This window comes from Planktothrix sp. PLAVEN19ND, from assembly GCF_057220675.1.
In genome coordinates this window covers 2,928,044-2,952,670 of sequence record NZ_CM170132.1, presented here as the reverse complement: position 1 = coordinate 2,952,670, position 24,627 = coordinate 2,928,044, and the positions used below count along the sequence as shown (strand labels likewise).

Annotated in this window: 21 protein-coding genes and 1 CRISPR repeat array; of the genes, 9 read left to right on the top strand and 12 right to left on the bottom strand. The window is 41.1% G+C overall.

The window, feature by feature from the left end; all coding sequences use genetic code 11:
• The first annotated feature begins 61 nt into the window (after positions 1-61).
• The 7 genes from AC2D3N_RS12975 (at position 62) to AC2D3N_RS12945 (ending at position 9,285) form a co-directional block, all read left to right on the top strand.
• The gene (locus tag AC2D3N_RS12975; protein ID WP_484691081.1) at positions 62-703 is read left to right on the top strand and encodes a sigma-70 family RNA polymerase sigma factor; all 642 of its coding nucleotides are present in this window, start codon (positions 62-64) and stop codon (positions 701-703) included.
• A 161-nt stretch (positions 704-864) separates the two neighbouring features.
• Positions 865-1,794 (top strand): DUF1822 family protein, encoded by a 930-nt coding sequence (locus AC2D3N_RS12970; RefSeq protein ID WP_484691080.1) that lies wholly within the window; start codon positions 865-867, stop codon positions 1,792-1,794.
• Between the two features lie 88 nt (positions 1,795-1,882).
• Positions 1,883-4,174, top strand: coding sequence for a CHASE2 domain-containing protein (locus AC2D3N_RS12965; protein WP_484691079.1), 2,292 nt, complete (start codon positions 1,883-1,885; stop codon positions 4,172-4,174).
• A 94-nt stretch (positions 4,175-4,268) separates the two neighbouring features.
• The gene (locus AC2D3N_RS12960; protein ID WP_484691078.1) at positions 4,269-5,009 is read left to right on the top strand and encodes a DUF928 domain-containing protein; all 741 of its coding nucleotides are present in this window, start codon (positions 4,269-4,271) and stop codon (positions 5,007-5,009) included.
• A gap of 298 nt (positions 5,010-5,307) precedes the next feature.
• The gene (locus AC2D3N_RS12955) at positions 5,308-6,480 is read left to right on the top strand and encodes a pyridoxal phosphate-dependent aminotransferase (protein ID WP_079681103.1); all 1,173 of its coding nucleotides are present in this window, start codon (positions 5,308-5,310) and stop codon (positions 6,478-6,480) included.
• Positions 6,481-6,743: 263 nt separating this feature from the next.
• Entirely contained in the window at positions 6,744-8,045 is a 1,302-nt protein-coding gene (locus AC2D3N_RS12950; protein ID WP_484691077.1) for an RNA-guided endonuclease InsQ/TnpB family protein, read from the top strand.
• Positions 8,046-8,049: 4 nt separating this feature from the next.
• Positions 8,050-9,285, top strand: a complete 1,236-nt coding sequence (locus tag AC2D3N_RS12945) for an RNA-guided endonuclease InsQ/TnpB family protein (RefSeq protein WP_484691076.1) — start codon at positions 8,050-8,052, stop codon at positions 9,283-9,285.
• Positions 9,286-9,446: 161 nt separating this feature from the next.
• Here the strand turns inward: AC2D3N_RS12945 and pirA are convergent, their stop codons facing one another.
• The 6 genes from pirA to ilvN all read right to left on the bottom strand — a co-directional run bounded on the left by pirA (position 9,447) and on the right by ilvN (position 16,283).
• A complete protein-coding gene (pirA, locus tag AC2D3N_RS12940; RefSeq protein WP_197046309.1) occupies positions 9,447-9,602 on the bottom strand; it encodes an arginine synthesis PII-interacting regulator PirA in 156 nt (51 codons plus the stop codon).
• A 217-nt stretch (positions 9,603-9,819) separates the two neighbouring features.
• Entirely contained in the window at positions 9,820-10,941 is a 1,122-nt protein-coding gene (locus tag AC2D3N_RS12935) for an NAD(P)/FAD-dependent oxidoreductase (protein ID WP_484691075.1), read from the bottom strand.
• Between the two features lie 156 nt (positions 10,942-11,097).
• Positions 11,098-11,544 (bottom strand): photosystem II protein PsbQ, encoded by a 447-nt coding sequence (gene psbQ / locus AC2D3N_RS12930; protein ID WP_484691074.1) that lies wholly within the window; start codon positions 11,542-11,544, stop codon positions 11,098-11,100.
• 93 nt (positions 11,545-11,637) lie between these two features.
• The gene (locus tag AC2D3N_RS12925; RefSeq protein WP_484691073.1) at positions 11,638-12,309 is read right to left on the bottom strand and encodes a hypothetical protein; all 672 of its coding nucleotides are present in this window, start codon (positions 12,307-12,309) and stop codon (positions 11,638-11,640) included.
• A complete protein-coding gene (locus AC2D3N_RS12920; RefSeq protein WP_234996814.1) occupies positions 12,299-12,739 on the bottom strand; it encodes a hypothetical protein in 441 nt (146 codons plus the stop codon). Before AC2D3N_RS12920 ends, AC2D3N_RS12925 begins: the two co-directional genes overlap by 11 nt.
• A 183-nt stretch (positions 12,740-12,922) precedes the next feature.
• A CRISPR array of direct repeats spans positions 12,923-15,346; the repeat unit is 37 nt; unit sequence GTTTCCGTCCCCTTGCGGGGAAAAGATAGAAACTAAC.
• Between the two features lie 406 nt (positions 15,347-15,752).
• Complete coding sequence (ilvN, locus tag AC2D3N_RS12915; RefSeq protein WP_484691072.1) at positions 15,753-16,283, bottom strand: acetolactate synthase small subunit; 531 nt, start codon at positions 16,281-16,283, stop codon at positions 15,753-15,755.
• Between the two features lie 351 nt (positions 16,284-16,634).
• Between ilvN and crtH the strand changes: the two genes are divergently transcribed.
• A complete protein-coding gene (gene crtH, locus AC2D3N_RS12910; protein ID WP_484691071.1) occupies positions 16,635-18,179 on the top strand; it encodes a carotenoid isomerase in 1,545 nt (514 codons plus the stop codon).
• A 57-nt stretch (positions 18,180-18,236) separates the two neighbouring features.
• On the opposite strand, the gene pyrF is transcribed toward crtH, so the two are convergent.
• The 3 genes from pyrF to AC2D3N_RS12895 all read right to left on the bottom strand — a co-directional run bounded on the left by pyrF (position 18,237) and on the right by AC2D3N_RS12895 (position 21,340).
• Positions 18,237-18,947 carry an orotidine-5'-phosphate decarboxylase gene (gene pyrF / locus AC2D3N_RS12905; protein ID WP_484691070.1) on the bottom strand — a complete coding sequence of 237 codons (711 nt, stop codon included), beginning with the start codon at positions 18,945-18,947 and terminating at the stop codon, positions 18,237-18,239.
• Between the two features lie 155 nt (positions 18,948-19,102).
• On the bottom strand, positions 19,103-20,605 hold the full coding sequence (locus AC2D3N_RS12900) for an arylsulfatase (protein ID WP_484691069.1): 1,503 nt from the start codon (positions 20,603-20,605) through the stop codon (positions 19,103-19,105).
• A 54-nt stretch (positions 20,606-20,659) separates the two neighbouring features.
• A complete protein-coding gene (locus tag AC2D3N_RS12895; RefSeq protein ID WP_484691068.1) occupies positions 20,660-21,340 on the bottom strand; it encodes a MarC family protein in 681 nt (226 codons plus the stop codon).
• A gap of 191 nt (positions 21,341-21,531) precedes the next feature.
• Between AC2D3N_RS12895 and AC2D3N_RS12890 the strand changes: the two genes are divergently transcribed.
• Positions 21,532-22,536, top strand: coding sequence for a helix-turn-helix domain-containing protein (locus AC2D3N_RS12890; RefSeq protein WP_484691067.1), 1,005 nt, complete (start codon positions 21,532-21,534; stop codon positions 22,534-22,536).
• 17 nt (positions 22,537-22,553) lie between these two features.
• Here the strand turns inward: AC2D3N_RS12890 and AC2D3N_RS12885 are convergent, their stop codons facing one another.
• The 3 genes from AC2D3N_RS12885 to AC2D3N_RS12875 form a co-directional block, all read right to left on the bottom strand.
• Positions 22,554-22,766, bottom strand: coding sequence for a putative toxin-antitoxin system toxin component, PIN family (locus tag AC2D3N_RS12885; RefSeq protein WP_144017867.1), 213 nt, complete (start codon positions 22,764-22,766; stop codon positions 22,554-22,556).
• Positions 22,756-22,980: a hypothetical protein gene (locus tag AC2D3N_RS12880; RefSeq protein WP_079681093.1), complete on the bottom strand. Its 225-nt coding sequence runs from the start codon at positions 22,978-22,980 to the stop codon at positions 22,756-22,758. Before AC2D3N_RS12880 ends, AC2D3N_RS12885 begins: the two co-directional genes overlap by 11 nt.
• Positions 22,981-23,119: 139 nt before the next feature.
• The gene (locus AC2D3N_RS12875; RefSeq protein ID WP_484691066.1) at positions 23,120-24,616 is read right to left on the bottom strand and encodes an outer membrane protein; all 1,497 of its coding nucleotides are present in this window, start codon (positions 24,614-24,616) and stop codon (positions 23,120-23,122) included.
• Between the last annotated feature and the right edge of the window lie 11 nt (positions 24,617-24,627).

Below are 24,627 nucleotides of genomic sequence, written 5' to 3'. Positions count from 1 at the left end.
TTGGGACTCCCCTACTATTTCATCAAAACAAAGTTAATCCTAAATCTAAACTAAAATCGAAATGACTGGACTTGATGAACAACTGCGTCAATTAACTACTGAAACTTGCAAACATTCTCCCACAAGTGTAGAACGTCGCAAGGGTTTTACCCAGATTATTCGCCTCATCCAAAAATCCGGTAAATTGTGGCACGAGTCCACCCTAGACTACGAAGACGCATGGCAACATACCATGACTTTTTTATATCTAAATCTTTGTGAAGCGACGACGGCGGCGCAGTATGACCCAGCCCGAGCAAGTATAATCACCTGGCTAAATGTTTATTTAAAAGGACGGTTAAAAGACTGTTATCGAAAGCAGCAACAACGGCAATATCGTTATATTTCTATCGATATTCCCCTGTGTGAAAATATTAATTTGATCGATACATTAGAAGCACCCCCCGATATTCCGCCGATGTTAGAAGAAGTGCGTCACTGGGCACAAACTGATGTGACAGGAGAGTTGAGCAATACTCACGTTCGCGGGCGTCCAGACATCACCTGTCAATTATTAATTTTAAGTCGCCTCCCGCCCGAAACTAACTGGGAACAACTGGCTCATGAGTTGGGAGTTGCCGTCAGTACCCTAAGTAGCTTTTATGAACGAAATTGTCGTAAATTTTTGCGTAATTTTGCTCGGTCACAGGGATATCTTGAATAGTAAGCAGGAAAGAGAAATTGCTTCTGCATTAATTTTGGCAAATCACTTGAAGCACCCAAACATAATTATTTACATATTTCTAATTCCCTGTTCCCTGTTCCCTATTCCCTGTTCCCTTTTTTAACTCAGTAATTTATTTTGCACAAACACTTAAAAAAAATATGATTAATCAACGTTTTAATTTAGAAGATTACAGTTTACCGATTATCATATCCCAAGAAGCCAGGGATATTGCCACACAATTTGCCCTACGACATCCCAAAGGAGGCAAGCGAGAACAGGTTTATCTCAATACCTTAGCAGTTTGGGGAGTTAATTGTTATTTAGAATGGATGCAAATTGCCACGGAATTAGAGGCGAGTGATAGTTGGAATCCGATTATTCAACTCTGTGCAAATGTGGCAGATTTGCAAATAACCGGGGTCGGACGTTTAGAATGTCGTCCGGTGCGCGAAGGACAACAAATGGTGAGCATTCCCCCAGAAGTACAAATTAACCGAATTGGATATGTAGTGGTGCGGATTTTTGATAACTTGAAAACCGCAGAAATTTTAGGCTTTATCCCAACTATTAATCAGGAAATATTACCCCTGGAGCAGTTACAACCCATCGAAGAATTATTAGTTCACTTAAATTCACCTCAAGGCACAGAATTTAAAACTCCTGTGCGATTAAGTTTGTGGTTAATAGATGAATGGACAGGACTTTGGCAGTCGGTTTCTCAACAACCCGCTTTAGGATTAAGAAGTTCATCTCGCGGTGATGAAGACTTTATTCAGGGGGCAAAATTAATTGATTTAAAAATGCAATTGGGGAGTCAATCTATTGTATTATGGGTAGCATTAACTCCAGAAACAGCAGGACAAATTGCAGTCAGGGTGCGGTTATATCCTGCCCCCCAAGACCGTTATTTACCTCCCAATATTCAACTAATTTTATTATCAGAAACAGGTGAAATTTTATCAGAAGTTCAATCCCGTTTACAGGATAATTATATACAACTGCCTCGGTTTCGAGGAATGCCAGAAGAACAATTTAGGATTACCGTCTGTTTGGCTGAAGCATCTGTTACAGAAACATTTATTTTTTAATATGAAATCCCTTAATATTTGCTACATATTCCCATGTAGAGACGTTGCATGCAACGTCTCTACATGGCACGTCTCTACTTGATAAAACATGACAGAAAAAATTGTAATCATTGATTTAGGAAAAGGGTCATTAACGGCAGGATTTCCTTTAGTAACAGCACGACTATCGGATTTAGAAAATCCCCGTCCGATTAAAATAACGGGTTGTTTACCAGCCGCACCAGAATTGATCAGTTTTTATCAACGTTGGCGGTTTATTTATCAAGAACTCTATCACACTTTAGGCATTCCATCGCGGATTGAATTAGAACAAGAAGATATTACCCATGTTTCTGAAGTCGAACTTCAGGAAATCTGTACCCAATATATTCATCAGTTTAATCAATGGCTTAATTTTGCCGAATTTCGCACCATTGATCAACAGTTACGTTCAGCGTTACAACCCACTGATGAAATTCAAATTATTTTAGAAACCTCGGATTTCCAAGTCCGACATTTACCCTGGCAATTATGGCATTTTTTCCACGATTATCCTCGCGCCGAATTAGCTCTGAGTCAGCCCCAATACACTCGCAAAACCTCCGTATCTGTCCCCGGTTCAAAAATTAGAATTTTAGCGATTTTAGGGAATAAAACGGGAATTGATATTGCAGAAGATCAAAAGATTTTAACCGCTTTACCCCAGACAGAAACGTTTTTTTTAATTGAACCTAATGCACAACAACTGGATCAGGCTTTATGGGATGTTCAAGGTTGGGATATTCTGTTTTTTGCCGGACATAGTGACAGTCAAGACCAGGAAAGATCGGGAACTTTTAAAATCAATCATCAAGATAAAGTCTCTATTAAAATGCTATTGCCTGCGTTTAAAAAAGCGATTGAAAATGGGTTACAAATTGCTATTTTTAATTCCTGTGACGGTTTGGGTTTAGCCACGGAACTTGCTCAATTAAATATTCCCCAAACCATTGTTATGCGCGAACCTGTGCCTGATGTTGTAGCACAAACTTTTTTAAAACATTTTTTACAGGAATTTTCTCAAGGTCAATCTTTATATTTAGCAGTGCGACAAGCAAGAGAACGGTTATACATCTTAGAAAATCGTTTTCCCTGTGGTAGTTGGTTGCCTGTTATTTGCCAAAATCCGGCCATTGTTTCTGTCAGTTGGCAAGATTTAAAACGTCGTAAAAATCTACATAATTTGCCAAGTTTTGAGTTAAATAAAATTAAGAAAATCGGATTAATCAGTTTAACTATTACTCTTTTAGTCTGTTTAATTCGTCAGGGGGGAGGCTTACAATTTTGGGAATTAAAAGCCTATGATAGCATGATGCGATCGCGCCCTATGGAAAAACAGGATAATCGCTTATTGTTAGTCACCATCACAGAGGCAGAAATTAAAGCCTTCAAAAACGGGACTGTTACCGATCAAATTCTCACTCAATTTTTACAAAAACTTGCCCAATATCAACCCCGAACCATTGGATTAAATCTTTATCGAGATCTGCCCGTTGAACCGGGATATCAAAACTTAATTAATCAATTTAAAACCCAAAATAATCTATTTTTAATTTGTAAAAAACCGTATAAAAATGATTCCGGTCTTGCTGCTCCGCCCGATGCTCCCCTTTTGCAAGTTGGATTTAATGATGTGATGCGCGATTCTGATCACATTTTACGCCGTCAACTTTTATTTATCAATAATTCCCAGGGATGTAAAACCCAACTTTCTTTAGCCATTAAACTCGCTTTTCATTATTTAAAACAACAAGGAATTCAACCCCAAACCTTGCCACAAGATCAAATTAAATTGGGTAATCTGATTTTAAAACCGATGAAATCTGATATCGGATTTTATCCAAAATCGGATGGAAAAGGATATCAAATTATGCTAAACTATAGATTATCAGAACCCATTGCCCCAGAAGTAACGTTTACACAAATTCTGAATGGCGAAGTTGATCCCAATTTAATTAAAGATAAATTAGTTTTAGTCGGTGTTAATAGCATCAGCGTTAAAGATGAAGGTCATCGTACCCCCTACAGCCCAGATCAAGAAGTGCGAGGATTAATCATTCAGGCACAAATGGTTAGTCATCTTCTATCTGCGGTTTTAGATAATCGTCCGTTGTTACAAGTGGGGTCAAAATGGACAGATGCACTCTGGATTGGGTTTTGGACGCTGTTAGGGGGGGTTTCGGCTCTGTTGACCCGCCATCGCACCAGAATCCTGATTACCTTCGCAACCACGGCCACTGTCTTATACGCGGTGTGTTGTGGGTTGTTTTTGGGGGCGATTTGGGTTCCTGTGGTTCCGGCGTTATTTGGGTTGGTGGGAGCGGGGGTTTGGGTGTGGCGATTGCAGTTTAATACAAAATAAGAATTGCGTAAAACCTATATTGTGGGTCAATAAAGATATAAGGGCGGATTTAATTCTACCCATTACTAAAAAATACAGCATTTTACCGTCATCCATGAAGCACCTAAACTTATTTTTATTATTTGTTTTAGCTGGAATTTTAATCCCATTAAATTCAACAAAATCTGGGGTTGCCCAACACCCTTCATCTGCTCAACAAGTCGCCGTTGAATTTCAACCTCCAGATCGGGGTGAACCTAATGAAGATCGTCAAGGTTCCTCCGGTCGAACCAATTGTCCGGCGGTTTCTAAACCCTTAACTGCATTGGTTCCTAAATCCAATATCGTGTTAACATTATCAGGATATCCCACATTTATGATTTATGTTCCCTACAGTTCAAATCCCCCTAGAGAGGTAGAATTTGTGTTGTTAGATGAAGAAGATAATAAAATTTTTCAGCAAAAAATGCCTCTCACCGGAACCCCTGGAATTGTCAAATTTAAGTTACCCCCATCTGCACCAATGTTAGAAGTAGGTAAACAATATCGTTGGCGATTTTTCTATCAATGTAATCCTAGATTGCGGGCTGAGGATGATGGAGTTGAAGGAGCGATCGCCCGAATTAACCCCAGTGAAAATTTAATCCGTCAGTTAGAAAAAGCCAATACACCCCTAGAACAAATTCAAGTCTATGCTCAAAACGGATTATGGTATGAAACCTTAACTTTATTAGCAGGATTGCGGCAGGAAAAACCTCAAGATCCAAAGATTTTACAGGAGTGGAAAGAGTTATTAAATTCGATTGGGTTAGAAAGTTTAGCCGATGAACCCTTGAGTCCTTGTTGCAAACCCTAGAAACCGGGTTTCTTCAACAAAATTTCTGTTAAGCATCAAAGATTACAGCAGAAACCGGGTTTCTTCAACAAAATTTCTATTGGGAAGTAAAGATTAGAGTAGAAACCCGGTTTCTTGAATTTTTCTTAATATTTAACCCTAAATAATCGCGTCTTAACCTCAACAGATTAAGATTTGTGGTAGAAAAACCGTGGTAATCATAATATAATGTTACCATCCTGTAACAAATGGGTTGCCACGATGCAATCCCCCTCCTAAGATCTAAAGATTGAAACAGAAAATCAGAGATTATTAAAATATGAAGCTAGCAGCGCGAGTAGAAAAAGTTCCGCCGTCTGTAACGCTGGCGATCTCAGCGAAGGCAAAAGCAATGAAAGCTGAGGGGATGGATGTCTTAAATTTTAGCGTAGGCGAACCGGACTTCGATACCCCGAAACATATTGTTGCTGCGGCGAAAAAAGCCCTGGATGAAGGTAAAACTCGCTATGGCCCAGCAGCAGGGGAACCCCTGTTACGCTCCTTAATTGCCCAAACCTTAAGTAAAGAAACCGGTTTAGACTATAAAAGTGACAATATTATTGTTACTAATGGGGGCAAACATTCCCTCTACAATTTGATGGTGGCGGTGGTTGATCCTGGGGATGAAGTGATTATTCCGTCTCCCTATTGGTTAAGTTATCCTGAAATGGTAAAACTGGTCGAAGGGATTCCAGTTATTGTGCCAACGGGTGCGGAAACCGGTTATAAAATTACCCCGGAAATGTTACGCCAAGCGATTACACCCAAGACCAAACTTTTTGTTTTAAATTCGCCTTCTAACCCGACGGGAATGGTCTATACCCCGGCGGAAATTCGCGCCTTAGCGGAAGTGGTTGTGGAAGCGGGTATTTTAGTAGTTTCCGATGAAATTTATTCTAAAATTATTTATGATGATGCTCAACATTTAAGTATTGCCGCCGCCCATCCTGAAAGCTATAAATGCACTTTAATTAGTAGTGGTTTTGCTAAATCCTTTGCCATGACGGGTTGGCGTTTGGGATATTTAGCCGGGGATATAGATATTATTAAAGCCACCACTCGTATACAAGGTCATAGTACCTCTAATGTTTGTACTTTTGCTCAATATGGGGCGATCGCAGCTTTAGAAAACTCCCTCGACTGTGTAGAAGAAATGCGTTTAGCTTTTGCAAATCGGCGAGAAGTTATGTTCAAATTATTAAATGCAATTCAGGGGATTAGTTGTCTCAAACCTGACGGGGCATTTTATATGTACATTAATATTGACAAAACGGGTTTAAATTCCGTTGACTTCTGTAATTTATTACTAGAAGAAAAACACTTAGCCGCCGTACCCGGTCACGCCTTCGGCAATGATGATCATATTCGTTTATCCTACGCAACGGATTTAACTACGATTGAAAAAGGCATCAAACGTTTAGAGGAATTTGTTCAATCTAAGATTAATAGATAGCAGCACTGCAACCGTCCTCGCTCGCTATTATTATAGATAAACCACCAAAAAGCCTGGTGATTTTACATAACCAGGCTTTGGGAATTTTTAACTGACGAGGGGGTTTGGGGGAGCGATAAGTCCCACGCTGAATTTCACAAAACAAAAAATAACTAGAAATCAGCGTGGGATACATGGACTCCCCCAAGTTAATTTTGTTCGGTCAACCCCGACAAAATTAACAATTATATGTTAGACTTTATTAAAGGGTTTTGAAAATAACAATGTTTCAAGCATACAAGTATCGTATATATCCAAATATCGAGCAGGAAACAGCCTTAGCTAAAAGTTTTGGTTGTTGCCGTTGGTATTGGAATTATGCCCTGAACTTGTGTCAAGAAACCTACAAAACGACAGGGAAAGGATTATCAAGGAAAGCTATTCAAGGATTGTTACCTGAGTTAAAAAAGGAATATCCTTGGTTAACAGATGCCTACTCTCAGTCGCTACAAGTCGTCGCTCTTAACTTATCCGTATCTTACAAAAACTTCTTTGAGAAACGGACAAGATTACCTCGATTCAAATCTAAACACGGTAAGCAATCAATCAGTTATCCCCAAAACGTTAAATTTGAGGGAGATTATCTAAAACTACCGGGGAAAGTTGGGTTGGTTTATTGTTTGCGCCATCGGGAATTTCAAGGCGTAATTAAAACCGTTACTATCTCAAAGAATCCCGATGGAAAGTATTATGCTTCCGTTTTGGTTGATGATGGTAAGGAAATGCCCAATCTATCAACCAATGGAAAAGCAATTGGGATTGATTTAGGGTTAACCCATTTTGCCATTACCAGTGATGGGGACAAGTATAGCAACCCCAAACATTTTGCTAAACATCAGCGCAACTTAAAACGTAAACAACAAAAATTATCCCATAAACAGAAGGGAAGTAATAGCAGACAAAAAGCTAAATTAAAAGTAGCTAAAGTCCACGCCAAGATTGCTCGTTGTCGAGAAGATTTTCTACACAAACTATCCCGCAAGATAGTTAACGAAAACCAAGTTATTGCTGTAGAAGATCTAGCAGTTAAGAATATGGTTAAAAACCATAAGTTAGCTAAATCAATTAGCGATTGTGGTTGGGGAATGTTTGGCACAATGCTCAAGTACAAAGCAGAAAAAGAAGGTAAAACCTATATCGAAATCGATAGATTTTTCCCTTCTTCTAAAACTTGTAACGTCTGTCTAAACAAAGTCGGTAGTTTACCACTTGATATTAGAAGTTGGACTTGTGAGCATTGTCAAACTACCCATGACCGTGATATCAATGCTGCGGTAAATATCAAGAATGAAGCCTTGCGGATTTTGTCGTTGGGAACCAGCGATACTGCTAGTCTGAGGGGATGTCAGTCACCAGAACAAACTTCTGTTTCTTTTGATGCCCCTCCCGTTGATGCTAGAAGCACACACTTACCGAAATGCGAGTGGAAAGCCCCTGACTTTAGGCATGGGGATGAACACGGCAGTGGCTTTAGCCACCTTGCGTCACAAAAAGACTTTTATCTACAATATCTTGTGATAAACTAAAGCTATGTTAATTCGAGAAGCCAAACTACTAAACGGAACCAAGGAGCAATACCTAGCTCTTGATGAAGCCATTCGTACCGCGCAATTTATTAGAAATAAATGCGTTCGTCATTGGATGGATAATCAAGGAGTGGGTAAAGCTGGTTTGTATGCGCTATGCAAGGATTTAGCTAAAGAATTTCCTTTCGCCAGAAAGTTAAATTCGTCGGCTCGTCAAGCTAGTGCGGAACGTGCGTGGGCTTCTATCTCTAGCTTCTACAGCCGTTGTAGAAAGAAAGAGAATAAAAAGGGCTACCCAAAGTTTAAAAAACATTGTCGCTCTGTAGAGTATAAAGTTTCGGGATGGAAACTATCTAATGATTGCATGAATATTGCTTTCACCGATGGCTTCGAGATCGGAACTTTATCTGTTTATTGCAACAAAGAAACAAGGGAAGATCTGTTTCGGTTAAAAATTAATCGTGTTCGTGTGGTCAAAAGAGCGGACGGGTATCATGCCCAATTTTGCTTTGATACTGACCGCAAGGAACAGATTGAATACACTGGCAACGTTGTCGGATTAGATCTTGGATTAAAATACTTTTTCAAGGATCAAAATGACAATGCTGTGGTGTATCCTCAGTTCCTAAGAAAATCTGAGCGTAAACTCAAAAAAGCTCAAAAACAATTAAGTAAAAAGTTTGTGAAAGGGGCAAAACCCCAATCTAATAATTATCATAAAGCTCGGAAACGACTGGGGAGAACCCACCTAAAGATTCAAAGACAGCGTAAAGACTGGGCAATTAAGCAAGCTCGGTGCGTAGTTCACTCTAACGATGTGATTGTCTATGAAGATTTGAAGGTGTCGAATATGGTCAAGAATCACCACTTGGCTAAGTCGATTTCCGATGCTAGTTGGTATCAATTCACCCAATGGTTAGACTACTACGGAAAAGTATGGGACAAAGCAGTTGTGGCAGTTTCGCCTAACTATACTTCTCAAGATTGTTCTAGTTGTGGTCATCGGGTGAAAAAGTCATTGAGTACCAGAACTCATTCATGCCCTGGTTGTGGAATAGAGATTTGTCGCGATACGAATGCGGCAATTAATATTCTTAAAAAGGGTATGGGGATTCTGGGGATGGAATGGCAAAACAGTACCTTTGGGCAAAAGGGATCTGCCGAGCAATCGGGAAAGCATGGGGAGAAGACCGCCTCTACTATTAATGGGAAACCAGAGATAGCAAGTGGATTTCTGTGAACCATGAACAAGAATCCCCCGCATTTATGCGTGGGGAGTATGTCAATCGTAGAGAAGTGTGGGTAGTTCACTCATAAATTCTTCTAGGAGTAAGGTTAACGCAAATGGGTTTTACCACTGCCTAGCTGAATACAAATATCTGATCAAGGAAGGGACAATTCTTAGAACTGGCGCATTTCGGCTTCCAGAACACGAACTAAATTCTCGTCTCCATTAGCTCTAGCAACTTCCAAGCGGTGTTCCAGTCTTTTTTGAATATTAGCCCGATGGACGTCAGACAGTTTAATGGAGTTTTTGCGTAGGTTTGTGTTTAACATGGACTTTTTTAGATAATCTTTTGTGCTTACCCCCTCATTATATAGTTCCTTTGATTGAAAGTGGATGAAATAGGTAAAAATCTTAAAATTTTGTAACGTAAGCTACAGCTTTTTTTAAAAAAACAAGATCGAGTATTTATACTTAGGGGAATTTGAGGGATTTATGGGAATTATGTCATCCTGCTACGGGTTGATTTATTTTAGAGCGTGCCTTTTTTCAACCCTCAACCCTGATCATCCCACGAATTTGATCCGCCGTTGCTGGTGCTAATAACACACCATTGCGATAATGTCCAGTAGCCAATAGAATATTCTCAAACCCGGGTAAATTCCCAATCACAGGGGCTGGAATCCCGTCAGGGCGGGGACGTAACCCAGACCATTGCTTAATAATAGTTGCGTTTTCCAACGCTGGACACATGGCGATCGCCCCTTTTAACACTAAATCCAATAGTTCAGAACTCGCTAAAATCTCATCTCCGTGTTCGGGAAATTCCACCGTTGCCCCAATCCAATATTCCGCATTTCCTAATGGTACAATATGAATATCATTCCCCGTAATTACAGGTTCAAATCCCACATTTCCCAAGGTTTCCAGACAACGAACTTGCAAAGCCTGTCCTAAAACTGGACGAATATTAATTAATTTTTCTGGCTCATTTTCCCTAGGAATTGCAGAAATTAACGGCGTTGTTCCTAACCCCGTCGCCAACACAACCCAATCACTTTTAAATTCTCCTGTACTGGTTTTCAAGCCTTGACAAACCTGCTGATTATTTGCTGTTTTTATAGTTTCTAAAGATTCTACCTTAACACCGAATTGAAATGTCACCCCCCGACTTTTAGCCGCCTCGACTAACGCCAAAGTTAAAGCCGTTGGATCAACTTGTCGATCCCGGGGAGAATAGACCGCACCTAATACTTTTTCAGGATTAATCTGGGGATATTTAACCTGAATTTGATCCGGATCTAACCATTGCAATTCTAATCCTTGACTTCGACGTAAATTGATTAAATTTTGCCATTTTTCCAATTCATCTTCCCCATAGGATAATAATAAAATACCTTGGCGATTAAAAGGAATAATTTTACCCGTAATCCCTTCTAATTCGGGAATTAGGGTTTCATAACGCTGCATACTCAACTCTCGCAGTCGCCACGCCCTTCCCTTCGTTTTTTGGCTAATAATTCCCATCAAAACTCCCAAAGCCGCCCCTGTTGAGCCTTGAGCCGGAGGATTTTGATCAATAACAGTAATCTTTAAATCTGGATTTTGGGAGAGTTCATAAGCAATGGTAGCTCCGACTACACCGCAACCAATAATAACAATAGAATTCATAAAAAATCTTAAAAAACGTTGTTGGGCTTCAGCCCCTCTTGCCCGTTGTTGGGCTTTAGCCCCTCTTATAAGTTGTTGGGCTTTAGCCCTGGGAAATAAGAGTGCGCTGAAGCGCAACAACGGCGCAACAACGCAACTAAAAAGTATTGGGTTTGACTAAGCTTTGGGGACTAAACTCAAGAATGAATCTAAATCTTTCAGAGCTTCTTGATATCCCGAAGCCGCTTGAATGGGATCACGGGCTTCTGCGGCTTTAGAAACCGTTACTAAATGTTCAAACACTTCTCTGGACAATTCACGGGCTTTCGGCTGGACATCGGGCAACAAATTTTTAGTAATATAATTCATTTCTTGCAACAATGATCCTAATGGCCCATGCACAAAGGTGTCCACTTGTACCCAATTCCGAGTGCTAATATACCGGGGAAGTTCGGTAGTAAAGCGATCGCGCAGGGCTAAAATATCAGTGTTATGTTTTTGGATCTGTTGAATTTGAATTTCCGTGTAGGTGGTGGGAATTGCCGCTTTTGGAGAACTGCAACCGACCACAAACGTTGTGACTAGGGCTAAGACACAGGCCAAAATTGAACGATAAATTTTCATATCCTAACTGTTTTTCAGGTTACTAAAAAAAACACATCCCCAATCTATTCCGATCAGGGATTCTAATATTGTTGCAGATTCGGGGACATTTGGCTAACTTCTGGCTTTGAAGTCCTTAAATTTTGTCTGAAATTCATACATTAACCGATTGACATTATTCGTTTCACTCGGCACAATATCATATTCCCATTTTCGTTTGCGACTGGCCAAAAGTTTACCCACGGCCGGGGAAGAACTATTAGAAACAAAATAACAATCCCCCGCTACCCTTAATTCCGAAGAAAAAGCTAGAAAAGTTTGGGCAAATTCTAGTCGCAATTCCGAGGCATAATGCTGACAGTTGATCGCCATAAAAATTCGAGATGCCCGGGGTTCCCGTTGATTCGTCCGACAACTCTCGGCCTCCATTTTATAAAGAACACAAACATCACAATCATATAACACCCTTAAACGCCCATGAATTTTCACACCCAAATGAATTTCTAAGGGCGGTTTTTGTTCAAATTCAATCACGGCGTGGGTATAGGGTTGGGTCAGATCATAAATTTGTCCCGCCCGTCGGCGAAACACTAAGGTTTCTGGATTTCTTTTCAAAACATCTTGATAATAAACTAAGGCTCCTTCATTCCGAGCGGCTTTGATAATAATATTGAAAATGTAGAATTTAAACCAATCCTCAAGATCTCTAAGGGTTTGCAGATCGGGATTTAAACTTTGTTTTAACTGTTGATTTATCTTATCTAATAAAGCGGTATTAATCGACATCGGTTTCCATCTCCTGACGTAATTGTTCCAGCAATTTTTTTAATTCTTGGCGGTGTTGTTGGCGGCTATTAACAGATTCAATACTATATTTAAACACTGTACCTTTTCCATCCACCGAGGAGGTAAATCTCAATTCTGGTTTTAAATCACTATTTTGGGCTTCATGGCTGAAAATATCCAGAATTTCTGTTTCGATTTCTCCGGTATTAATGACGGATTTCTCAATCGCATTAATTAAAAGTAATAGTTGTTCTTGGGGTGTATAATAATTTAACTTTAAATCAGGAGATTTCCGTCCTGATACCAATTCTTCGGTAGTTTTTCCCGCACTAATAACGTCGGCAACTTGTTCGGTTACCCACCCCAATTTTATAGAGTTTAGCATCTCTACAAGTGCCTGATAAACGGCTAAACAATCTTCTTGATTCATGATGGTTTCTGATGAGTTTCGACACTGCGCGATCGCTCACCTTTCTCTATTCTAACAATTTTTTGTAAAAATGACTTAAAAATCAACTTTTTTATCAAAAAGACCAAAAACCCTTAATTTTGCGGAGGTGTAGCAGTTTAAATGCCTGACAGATTACCAGTTGAGCGTTGTTACAGTTTCTGTGTTTCCGTCCCCTTGCGGGGAAAAGATAGAAACTAACTAGATTCACAAGAGCAAGCGTTAATGGAACAACTTGCACAACTGTTTCCGTCCCCTTGCGGGGAAAAGATAGAAACTAACATTATTTTTGCGTTAAAAATACCATACTCATCTACATCTTCAAAAGTTTCCGTCCCCTTGCGGGGAAAAGATAGAAACTAACTTATAACAGGTAATACAGTGGGAGCAGTCAGTCACATGTTTCCGTCCCCTTGCGGGGAAAAGATAGAAACTAACGTTGCAGTTAATGTAGACCCTGACCAAATAGAAAGACTGGCGTTTCCGTCCCCTTGCGGGGAAAAGATAGAAACTAACCACAGGCAGAGCAGCACAGTGGTATGCCAAGCATCAGCACAAGTTTCCGTCCCCTTGCGGGGAAAAGATAGAAACTAACTTTCTGACGTTTGATGAGGGATTAAGTCCCTTCCAGAGGTTTCCGTCCCCTTGCGGGGAAAAGATAGAAACTAACGAGGTTAAAATCCGAGCGGCTGTCAGTATGCCACATGACTCTATTCAAAACGTTTCCGTCCCCTTGCGGGGAAAAGATAGAAACTAACTGTTTCTAGTTAACATATCAGGAACTCACATGAAACCTTCAAGTTTCCGTCCCCTTGCGGGGAAAAGATAGAAACTAACAAACAAGAAATCTATATGAACTACCTTCAAATTACATTCAGTTTCCGTCCCCTTGCGGGGAAAAGATAGAAACTAACACATAATTTTAGAAGGACTTAATCCTTCTACCAACGTTTCCGTCCCCTTGCGGGGAAAAGATAGAAACTAACTTGGATGATGGCTCTCGCTGTCCTCCCATGATATATTCCTCTTCTCGTTTCCGTCCCCTTGCGGGGAAAAGATAGAAACTAACTGGTTAATTTCCGCGAGACCAACAATTACCACAATGGTTTCCGTCCCCTTGCGGGGAAAAGATAGAAACTAACTTGGCATACAACTACCTTATAACCTAGTTCAGCTAGGTACTGTGGTGTTTCCGTCCCCTTGCGGGGAAAAGATAGAAACTAACTTGGCTTAACAACCAAGGGCAACAAGTTCATCCCTTAGTTGAGGTTTCCGTCCCCTTGCGGGGAAAAGATAGAAACTAACCATAGGTGGTGTGGCAGAAGGCTTTGCTGGTGAAGTGGTGTTTCCGTCCCCTTGCGGGGAAAAGATAGAAACTAACGAAGGTTAAGTATATCCTGTCCCAAGCGGGATTGGATGTGTTTCCGTCCCCTTGCGGGGAAAAGATAGAAACTAACTGGATGTTAAGTAAAGTGTTTGGAACTTAGGTAATTGTGTTTCCGTCCCCTTGCGGGGAAAAGATAGAAACTAACCCCTAATCTTCGGGGACATGATACACTTCATGCCCTCCTTGGTGAGGGTGTGTTTCCGTCCCCTTGCGGGGAAAAGATAGAAACTAACTTGATGCTTTGGATGCAGGTGTTAATCCTCTGCTGGTGTTTCCGTCCCCTTGCGGGGAAAAGATAGAAACTAACTCACGGGGTGGTAGGGGGGTATTACATACACACTACAAGTTTCCGTCCCCTTGCGGGGAAAAGATAGAAACTAACGAGAGTGAGATAAGACTTTCACTCAATGCTTTAACATTATAAACTCTTGTTTCCGTCCCCTTGCGGGGAAAAGATAGAAACTAACCCAATATAAGTTTACATAAGTACCATCCCCTGTATCTTCCTCTTCGACAGTAAAGTTTCCGTCCCCTTGCGGGGAAAAGATAGAAACTAACAATGTAATCTATTCCCTTAGGGGAAAGGACATTGATATGAGTTTCCGTCCCCTTGCGGGGAAAAGATAGAAACTAACCTTGCATCCAAATTGGGATGTGCAGAATTAATCAACTCTGCAGTTTCCGTCCCCTTGCGGGGAAAAGATAGAAACTAACCAGGAGAGAAACAAGTCACAAGATAGTAAAAGAGATTTAGAATATAAGTTTCCGTCCCCTTGCGGGGAAAAGATAGAAACTAACTGCAGCTGGTGTTTCTGTTAGAACAAGAAGGGAAGATATTATGTTTCCGTCCCCTTGCGGGGAAAAGATAGAAACTAACGCCCGAGTTCATGGGATTTATGTTGACGTTGACCGTTATGTGTGTTTCCGTCCCCTTGCGGGGAAAAGATAGAAACTAACGAAGCTTCTGTTACTGCTGGTGCAACTGTTGAAGCTGAGTTTCCGTCCCCTTGCGGGGAAAAGATAGAAACTAACCGTCTCAAACGTACGTGACATTGAAACAGGAGAAACCTCAAAAGTTTCCGTCCCCTTGCGGGGAAAAGATAGAAACTAACGTCATATTAGATGAGTGTCACACAACGGCGTTTTTTGAGCATTACAACACAGTGTTTCCGTCCCCTTGCGGGGAAAAGATAGAAACTAACCCTACCCTTCTGGAAACCTTACCCTATTTAGTTTTCAAAGTGCGTTTGCGCGAGACTACGGATGTATGGCTGGTATAAAAACTAAAATAGGTTGTTTTCAACTGCCCGAACCTGTAAATTTCTCGATATTCAAGACTATAACCGAATTCTCCTAACGAGTCAACCCCCAAATCCATAAAAATCTTAAAAAAGCTCCTATTCTGATGGAATTAGGCTTTCTAGCTTCGTGCGACAACGGATGAAAAAAATTTACAAAACATTACAACCCCCTAAAACCCAATAAAATAGGACGCTCAACCCCAATTTGTTAATCAAATCCGAGTTAAAACGTCCGACAAATCTGAGAAGCCACGGTAGGGGCGAATGGCCATTCGCCCCTACTTGGTTTAAGATTCTGCTGTTTCAGCTAAAATCTCGCTTCCACCGAAGCTTTACTTTTCAGGAATTCCGTATTGACCCCCGACTCGCGCACCAAGACAATTTTGCCCGTCCGAGCAATTTCCCGAATTCCAAACTTACCTAAAACCTGGACAATAGCCACCATTTTCCCCGGGTCGCCCACTACCTCAATGGTTAGGGCATCATCCCCAATATCCACAACCCGCGCCCGGAAAATCTGGGCCAACTCAATAATCTCAGAACGAGTGGTACTACTATTGTAATTAACTTTCAATAGCATTAACTCCCGTTCCACACAGGGAACTTCCGTAATATCCTGCACCTTCAGAACATTGATCAGTTTGTAGAGTTGTTTGGTCAACTGTTCAATAATATGGTCATCCCCAGGAACCACCATTGTAATTCGAGAAATCCCCGATTGTTCCGCCGGGCCCACGGCCAAACTCTCAATATTGAACCCCCGACGGGCAAATAAACCCGCAATGCGCGTCAGGACTCCGGCTTCATCTTCCACTAAAACAGATAGGGTGTGTTTCATACTGGCTACAAATTTATCTGGGACGACACTCCCGACTTAAAACTAACTATATTAATCATTGATTGTACACCGAATCCAGAGCCACAAAACTATCCCCCGCCAGTCCCCTATCCCACTCAAGGCAAAAAAAATTTCCCAAGGTGTTGACAATAATTATCAACAAAGCTATATTAACTTTCAGTGTTCTCCTCTCAAAAGGATCGGCAAACGGGGCAGTCGGCAATGGTAGGCTGACCCCGAATTTCTTGATTGTGATTCCCCTTTCTTGAAAACGGTGAAAATTGAACTCTCTGATTTGGGCGTAAGACGCTACACTGTACAGTCAGGAAATGCTTAAGAGAGTTGACAGTCATGCCTGTTTCTAACCTATCCCAGTCTTTTGCTGAATTTAGTTCTGACTCAGATCAGGAATTTGACGTAATTGTCATTGGTTCTGGTATTGGAGGACTGGTGACTGCGACCCAATTAGCGGCCAAGGGTGCGAAAGTTCTCGTCCTGGAAAGCTATATCATCCCGGGCGGAAGTTCGGGATATTTTGAACGGGACGGATATCGATTTGATGTCGGTGCATCCATGATTTTTGGCTTTGGGGACAAGGGAACCACCAACCTACTTACCCGCGCCCTGCAAGCTGTAGATGTCACCCTAGAAACCATTCCCGATCCGGTTCAAATTCATTATCACCTACCCAATGATCTCAAATTACGGGTACATAGAGATTATGAGAAATTTTTGCAAGAACTAATTACCCGCTTCCCCCAGGAAGAAAAAGGGATTCGTAAATTTTATGATGAATGCTGGAACGTCTTTAACTGTCTGAACTCCATGGAGTTGCTATCTTTGGAAGAACCCCGTTATTTAATGCGGGTATTTTTCCAAGAACCGGGATCATGTTTAGGGTTAGTCCAGTATTTACCCCAAAATGTCGGAGATATTGCCAAACGTTATATTACTGATCCTGAAGTTTTAAAGTTTATTGATATTGAATGTTACTGCTGGTCAGTGGTTCCCGCAGATTTAACCCCAATGATCAACGCCGGAATGGTATTTTCCGATCGCCATTATGGCGGAATTAACTATCCCAAAGGTGGAGTTGGTCAAATTGCGATTAAATTAGTCGAGGGATTAGAAAAATTTGGTGGACAAATTCAATATAAAGCCCGAGCTAAACAAATTGTATTAGAAAATGGAAAAGCAGTGGGAGTAGAACTCGTTGATGGTAAAGTTTATCGAGGGAAAAGAATCGTTTCTAATGCCACCCGTTGGGATACCTTTGGTAAATTAATTCCCACGGAATCTATGCCTAGGGCGGAAAAAAAATGGCGAGAACGTTATCAAAAATCCCCCAGTTTCTTGAGTTTACATTTAGGGGTAGAAGCCTCCATCCTTCCCCCAGAAACCGATTGTCACCATATTATTGTGGAAAATTGGGATAAAATGGAGGAACCCGAGGGCACAATTTTTGTGTCAATTCCAACTTTATTAGATCCGAGTTTAGCTCCGGTCGGCTATCATATTATTCATGCTTTTACCCCTAGTTGGATTGATGATTGGGAAAAATTACCCGAATCAGAATATGAAGCCAAAAAAGAACAGGCGGCGGGCAGAATTATTGATCGTTTAGAAATACTTTTCCCCGGGTTAGATGCGGGTTTAGACTATATGGAAGTGGGCACCGCGCGATCGCATCGTCGCTTTTTAAACCGACAGGATGGAACCTACGGCCCCATTCCCACCCATAAATTAAAAGGACTCCTAGGAATGCCCTTTAACCGCACATCCATCCGGGGGTTATATTGTGTCGGTGATAGCACTTTCCCCGGCCAAGGATTAAACGCTGTCGCTTTCTCCGGCTTCGCCTGCGCCCATCGGGTCGCCGTTGACCTAGGACTTTAATCACACTGTAGAGACGTGCCACGGCGCGTCTGTCTGTATGCCACGGCGCGTCTGTTATTAGTTATTGATTTCCTCAATAATACGTTCTAGGGCGGTTATGGGGTCATCGGCGGCGGTGATCGGGCGTCCAATAACCAGATAATTTGCCCCGGCTTTGAGCGCTTCGGAGGGGGTAAAAGTTCGTTGTTGATCGCCTTTATCTGCCCAAACCGGACGTACCCCCGGACAAACTAATAGAAACTCATCCCCGCAGGTTTGACGCAGTTGGGCGACTTCCTGGGGAGAACAAACGGCCCCCGCTAACCCACTTTCTTGAGCTAATAAGGCCATTTGTAAGGCATATTCCGGTAATTCTAAAGGCACTTTTAAATCAAAGGCTAAATCCCTAGAATTTAAACTGGTTAATAGGGTAATAGCGATTAATTTAGGGACGGGATAACCCGCCTCCTTTGCGCCATCTTCGGCGGCGATTTGTGCGGCTTTCAGGGCTGTTTTTCCGGCCGTTGCGTGGAGGGTAATTAAATCCACACCATATCGAGAAGCAGACCGACAAGCGCCAGCAACGGTATTCGGAATATCATGGAATTTCAAATCCAGAAAAATGCGTTTTTCTTGGGATTTAAGGAAAGTTAAAATTTCTGGGCCACAACTAACAAATAATTCTAAACCAACTTTCCAGAAGGTGACTTGAGGCAGTTTTTCCACCAGGGCGATCGCATCTTCTTTTGTGGGAACATCCAAGGGAACAATAATTTTATCTAAGCTCATTTTCAATTATAAATTGTACTCAAACCGTAGTAAGCCCTTTAGGGCTGAGTCCTGAAGGACTCACTACGGGTGATACTTCGTGTGTAAGTACTTCCTCAATACTCTTACCACGCAGCTAGGGCTGAGTCCTGAAGGACTCACTACGGGTGATACCCCTAACGACTGGCAATACCAGAGGTAATTTTTTCCATCACCTGATCAACAGTAAAACTAGCAGCTTTTTGGCGTGGGGGAAACTCTTGGAAAGTTGCAATAAATTTGGCAACTAGAGGCTGGGCAGCCAATACTAAAGGAATGTGATCAAACATCCAATCCCAATAGGTATTTGAGGTAATATCTGCACGCTCATAGGGATCGGTGCGGAGATTAAACAGTTTTGGAACTCGCAACGTGACCAAGGGTTCGGCCCAAATTTGGCAAGTCCCTTTTACCCGTTGTTCCATGAAAACCGTCTTCCAGTGGTCAAAGCGCAATGCCATCAGGTCGCCATCATCACTAAAGTAAAAGTATTCGACTCGTGGGCTTTTTTCCACCTCGCCTTTGAGATAAGGCACTAGGTTATAGCCATCCAGATGTACCTTGAAGGTTTTATTCCCCGCTTGGTAGCCTGTGAGTAGTTTTTCTTTAATGTCTGGATCACCTGCGATCGCCAAAAAAGTTGGCAACCAGTCCAGATGACTAACAATTTCATTCGAGACACTACCCGGCTGAATCACACCTGGCCAGCGCACCAACTTGGGTACACGGAAAGCCCCTTCCCAGTTCGTATTTTTTTCACTCCGAAAAGGGGTCATCCCGGCATCAGGCCAGGAGTTCATGTGGGGGCCGTTATCGGTGCTATACATGACAAATGTATTATCTGTAATCCCGAGGGCATCGAGATAATTGAGCAATTCCCCAACGCACTTGTCATGGTCAATCATCACATCGTGGTATTCTGACTGCCAGCGTCCAGACTGTCCTAAGCTCTCAGCCTTAGCATGGGTGCGGAAGTGCATATGGGTCGTATTAAACCAGAGGAAGAAGGGAATACCTGCTTTCACCTGGCGATCAATAAAATCCTTGGCTTTGGCCAGCACTTCATCATCAATGGTTTCCATCCGTTTCTTGGTCAACGCACCCGTATCTACAATAGTTTGAGTGCCATCTGGGTTGGCTTTACAGTCGAGGACACCGCGCGGGCCAAAATTTTTCTTGAAGTTGGGAAAGTCGGCGGCCGGGGGATAGTCCCGTAATTCCGGTTCTTCTTCTGCGTTCAGGTGATAGAGATTACCAAAAAACTCGTCAAAGCCGTGGTTGGTGGGCAGCATTTCGTCTTTGTCGCCCAGGTGGTTTTTACCAAATTGTCCGGTGGCGTAACCCAGGGGCTTCAGAAGTTCGGCAATAGTCGGATCTTCGGAACGCATCCCCAGGTCGGCTCCCGGCATCCCGACTTTGCTTAAACCTGTGCGAAAAACGCATTGACCCGTGATGAAAGCTGATCGCCCGGCGGTACAACTCTGCTCGGCGTAGGAGTCGGTAAATAGCATCCCCTCCTTGGCAATCCGATCAATATTAGGGGTTTTATAGCCCATCAAACCATGAGTATAACAACTGAGGTTAGATTGACCAATATCATCCCCCCAAATAACGACAATGTTCGGTTTTTTATCGGTCATTTTTTATTTCTCCTTGAAGTTAGAATTGTATTGATATAGTAATCGACTGTAGCTTTATCGGAGTTTCAAAATTTCAGGCACAATTTGAACAACAATGATATTGGTTAAACCTGTAACTATAAATTGAACACCGATCGCCGCGACAAATAGTCCAAGAGTTCGTTGAGCAATACTGAGTCCCGTATCTCCGATCATGCGCTGTAACTCTCTACCCGATAAGAGAATAACGAACACGAAGAAACTGACTAAAATCGTCATTAAGATTAATCCGAGAAGCAATCCACTCCCTTTCTTTGCCTCTGCTTCACTAGCATAAAGTATGACGTTGGCAATTACACCGGGCCCCACTAATAAAGGCATCGCCATCGGGATCACAATTTGGCGATAGATAGATTGGGCCTGGGTTAGATCGCTTTCTTTTGCCTTGGTAACGTTAATTTCTGTGGTCTTGGATACTACTCCATTTACAATGTTAATCCCGATAATTAATAACAGGATGCCTCCCGCAATCCGAAACGAATTCAGGGTGACACCAAAAAATTGCAGGACAGATGCGCCTGTTAACATAAATAACAGTAGCAAGCCCAACACAGTGCCAGAAATAAACAAGGCTAACCAGCGTTGCACCCCTAGTCGCTCACGACCCACATAGCTAATAAAAATTGGCAGCATCCCTAAAGGATTTAAAAGGGCAAATAGGGTAATTGCAAAGTTTCTTAAAAACGACCATTCCATAAGATGACAAATTAACCAGATTATTGACAAACTCCCGTATAGGTTTTGTCGCCTCTTTTTAGCTAGTTTACCTCCTAATTCTGAAATCCCCTAATATTATCGTAAGATTTTAGAAATGATGGTATACCAAATTTGCAATCTTAATATATTGACACAATTACTAAAATGTGATTGACAAAAATAAATATTCTATGACTACCCCAAATATAGTCCCGATGAGGGATGAATTTAATCCGTTTTGTTTGCATCAATTATTTGAAGATTTTGATCAATGGACTGAGGCGTTCAAAACCTGGAACTTGACAGCAAATCAACTCAGTCAGGGAAAATTTAAAGGGGAATTAGCGATCGCTCAATTTGGCTGTTTACAATTCATTTATGCTTCTGCTAATCAAGCTATGCAAATTGTCGGAGGTAAACCCCCAAATACCCTGACTTTTGGAACACTTTTAACCTCTCAAGATCAAGAATTAGTCGCCCATAATCAGCGTTTGAATCAGAAGGTTTTATTTGGATTAGATCCCATTCGTGAAACCCATATTATTAATCAGAAACCCTGCCAAGTCGGAATCGTTGTCGTCAGCACTAATGTATTTCATAAATACACCGATCTTATGAAATACAAGTCCTTTAATGATGCGTTTTTCCATAAAAATATAGTTCATATTGATCCGACTCAACTCAGTTATTTTAAAACTTACTTACAAGAATTATTTTATTTACTTCAAACTAACCCAACTTGGCTACAGCAAGCGCAAACCAAAAAGATAATTGTTGAAGACTGCTTACCGCTTTTAATTGATACCTTGCGGTTTGATGAGGAATCTTTTGATTCTGGGATTCCAAAATTGGGGCGCTATCAGATGGTAAAAGAATTGGAAGATTTTATGATAGCAAATATTGACCAACCTCTAACTCTAAAAGATCTGTACACAGCCGTCAACGCCAGTCCCAGAACATTGTCTTATGGTGTTCACGATTTGTTTGGGATGAGTCCGATGGAATATCTCAAAATCAAGCGATTAAATGGAGTACGACGAACTCTAAAAACTTGTGATCCTAACCAAACTACAATTTCAGGAATTGCAACTCATTGGGGATTTTGGAGTATGGGGCATTTTTCGAGGGATTATAAACAATTATTTGGGGAGTTACCTTCAGAAACGTTGAAAAAAACATGGGAAGGCGAGAGCTAACTTATAGACTGGCTGAATCATGCAGTAACGCACTGTTCTATTTGAGTCACATATTTGTCAAATTTAGGTCTAAATAAAACTTCTTCTAGTTCCAGTAAGACAGAAGATGACATTAAAATATTCCCTATATTTTGTGCTTTGTCTAAGGCTTGACGTGCTTTACTTGCTTTAGACAGAACCGCACTGACTAGAATATTGGTATCTAAAACTAAATATTGTCTAGGTTTCATTAATAATTGATTCTAAAATTTCTGGTGTTAAGCCTCTCGCCATTGCTCTGTCGCTAATTTCATCCATTATTTTTCTTAAAAAATCAATATCATTTTCATTTTCTCTCTTGAGTAAAAGGCTAACAATTTGCTGAATCTGTTGACGTTCCTCTAAGGAAGCAAATTGATAAGCTTCGGCAATTTCGGGACTGACTTCAAGGGTGATGGTCTGCATAGTTATGCAATTTTAAGATATTATTGGATATTCTGATTATATCAAAGCCTTCCTAAGTACGGAAGAGAATGGATTAAAATTTTAAAATTCCAATCCATAAGCCAAACCTTTAATCAGTTTCAGTGGGTTTGTGTTTAAACTAGAAAGACCAAGCTAATCCTAAACGCATTCCTTGAGAAGTCATCTTAACCGTTGAGGTTCCAATATTCCCTTCTTTTTCAACTTTTAATTGATACAAACGATAACCTGTAGATAAGGTTAAATTCCGCGATATTTGCCAATCTAAAGCTACCAATAAATCCCAATTGGCTTGGGCTTCACTTCCCCCTGTGATTGCGGTTCCGCCTCTGGTTGTAATTTTAAGATTATCGGCTAAATTGAGTGTGATTTGCGCTCCTAATGCCGGATCAAACCAATCCGGTCGATAGTTAATTTCCGGGCCAGGATTAAAATTAAAATTCAGATCAAGATAGCCAAAACGAGTCCCTCCATAGACTTCAAAATCAAGGGAAGGATAGACATTATTTGGTTTTGAGGTATCTTTAACAGCTGTTAGCGGAAGGGTTCCTAAATGCCATGCTAATAAGATTTCTGAGGTTAATAATTCCGTATCAAAATCAACATCAATTTGCGAACCTTTATTCGTCAAACCGATTTCAGCATATACCCCTTGAAAGATTAATCCGATATCCCCATTCCATGCTTCCAAACGGGTTCCTAACTGTAAAAGTCTAGTAAAATTAAGGTCAAGAATTTTGGAGATACCCAAATTAAAATCAACTTCAATCGGAACTTGACCGTAAGGAACTCGATTGACTATTGTTTGTACTCCTTCTCGAATTTGAGTTTCTAAGCGTGCTGTTAGGTCTTCTCCCCGTTGTTTTAAACGATCGCGCACTCCTTGAGCAATGCGGTCTTCTAACCGAGTATTACTGCGATCAAATGGTAGACGTTCTAAAACTCTATTAACGGTTTGTTCAATTATATCTTTGGGTAATTGATTTAAGATTCGATTCGTAATTTCAGCCGTAATTAAGTCAACTAAAACAACTCGATTTACACTTGCACCTTCTCCAACAATGGCATAACCCTGAATATTAAAGGGTACAAATAGCATCGGTTCAACTTCAAATCTCCATCCGGGTTTTTTCGTTGGTTGTTCAGTTTCTGGAGTTGAACTAGGTGTATCTTCAGCTAGGAATTCATTGACAATATTATTGGGATTTTGGCTAAGTGTATTTCCCTCAATATTAGGAGGATTTGGAATAGTTGTTTCTGGGGCGATCGCATAATTAATGGTTCTCAGTTCAGGCGATTGTAAATCAGCGGCATTAATGCTATGATTTAAGAAGGTTGAACTTAGTTGAGAGAGTTTATAATCTTCTGCATTCTTTTCAGTTAATTGTTGTGAGGGAGAAGGAGCGATCGCCATTTTTTCAACCGCAACTGGATTGAATTCAAGCGGATATTGATCTACGGGAAAATGCCGATCAGAATTAATCAAAAACTGATGCTGATCTTCTGAAAAAGCCGAGGATACCGTCGGATCAGAATCCAGATTAACAGCACTCGCCCAAGCAGGTGTGGCGACTAAAATTGTTAATAGACTGAAACAAGAACTTAAAGTTGATTTCATCTGGTGGTTTT

What these genes read in the sequence shown, in the direction of transcription:
- AC2D3N_RS12955 (WP_079681103.1), top strand. Translation starts at nt 5,308, where the DNA reads ATGAAGCTAGCAGCGCGAGTAGAAAAAGTTCCGCCGTCTGTAACGCTG.
- AC2D3N_RS12890 (WP_484691067.1), top strand. Translation starts at nt 21,532, where the DNA reads ATGACTACCCCAAATATAGTCCCGATGAGGGATGAATTTAATCCGTTT.
- crtH (WP_484691071.1), top strand. Translation starts at nt 16,635, where the DNA reads ATGCCTGTTTCTAACCTATCCCAGTCTTTTGCTGAATTTAGTTCTGAC.
- AC2D3N_RS12965 (WP_484691079.1), top strand. Translation starts at nt 1,883, where the DNA reads ATGACAGAAAAAATTGTAATCATTGATTTAGGAAAAGGGTCATTAACG.
- AC2D3N_RS12885 (WP_144017867.1), bottom strand. Translation starts at nt 22,766, where the DNA reads ATGAAACCTAGACAATATTTAGTTTTAGATACCAATATTCTAGTCAGT.
- AC2D3N_RS12960 (WP_484691078.1), top strand. Translation starts at nt 4,269, where the DNA reads ATGAAGCACCTAAACTTATTTTTATTATTTGTTTTAGCTGGAATTTTA.
- AC2D3N_RS12975 (WP_484691081.1), top strand. Translation starts at nt 62, where the DNA reads ATGACTGGACTTGATGAACAACTGCGTCAATTAACTACTGAAACTTGC.
- AC2D3N_RS12895 (WP_484691068.1), bottom strand. Translation starts at nt 21,340, where the DNA reads ATGGAATGGTCGTTTTTAAGAAACTTTGCAATTACCCTATTTGCCCTT.
- AC2D3N_RS12900 (WP_484691069.1), bottom strand. Translation starts at nt 20,605, where the DNA reads ATGACCGATAAAAAACCGAACATTGTCGTTATTTGGGGGGATGATATT.
- AC2D3N_RS12880 (WP_079681093.1), bottom strand. Translation starts at nt 22,980, where the DNA reads ATGCAGACCATCACCCTTGAAGTCAGTCCCGAAATTGCCGAAGCTTAT.
- psbQ (WP_484691074.1), bottom strand. Translation starts at nt 11,544, where the DNA reads ATGAAAATTTATCGTTCAATTTTGGCCTGTGTCTTAGCCCTAGTCACA.
- AC2D3N_RS12925 (WP_484691073.1), bottom strand. Translation starts at nt 12,309, where the DNA reads ATGTCGATTAATACCGCTTTATTAGATAAGATAAATCAACAGTTAAAA.
- AC2D3N_RS12945 (WP_484691076.1), top strand. Translation starts at nt 8,050, where the DNA reads ATGTTAATTCGAGAAGCCAAACTACTAAACGGAACCAAGGAGCAATAC.
- AC2D3N_RS12970 (WP_484691080.1), top strand. Translation starts at nt 865, where the DNA reads ATGATTAATCAACGTTTTAATTTAGAAGATTACAGTTTACCGATTATC.
- AC2D3N_RS12920 (WP_234996814.1), bottom strand. Translation starts at nt 12,739, where the DNA reads ATGAATCAAGAAGATTGTTTAGCCGTTTATCAGGCACTTGTAGAGATG.
- pirA (WP_197046309.1), bottom strand. Translation starts at nt 9,602, where the DNA reads ATGTTAAACACAAACCTACGCAAAAACTCCATTAAACTGTCTGACGTC.
- AC2D3N_RS12875 (WP_484691066.1), bottom strand. Translation starts at nt 24,616, where the DNA reads ATGAAATCAACTTTAAGTTCTTGTTTCAGTCTATTAACAATTTTAGTC.
- pyrF (WP_484691070.1), bottom strand. Translation starts at nt 18,947, where the DNA reads ATGAGCTTAGATAAAATTATTGTTCCCTTGGATGTTCCCACAAAAGAA.
- AC2D3N_RS12950 (WP_484691077.1), top strand. Translation starts at nt 6,744, where the DNA reads ATGTTTCAAGCATACAAGTATCGTATATATCCAAATATCGAGCAGGAA.
- ilvN (WP_484691072.1), bottom strand. Translation starts at nt 16,283, where the DNA reads ATGAAACACACCCTATCTGTTTTAGTGGAAGATGAAGCCGGAGTCCTG.
- AC2D3N_RS12935 (WP_484691075.1), bottom strand. Translation starts at nt 10,941, where the DNA reads ATGAATTCTATTGTTATTATTGGTTGCGGTGTAGTCGGAGCTACCATT.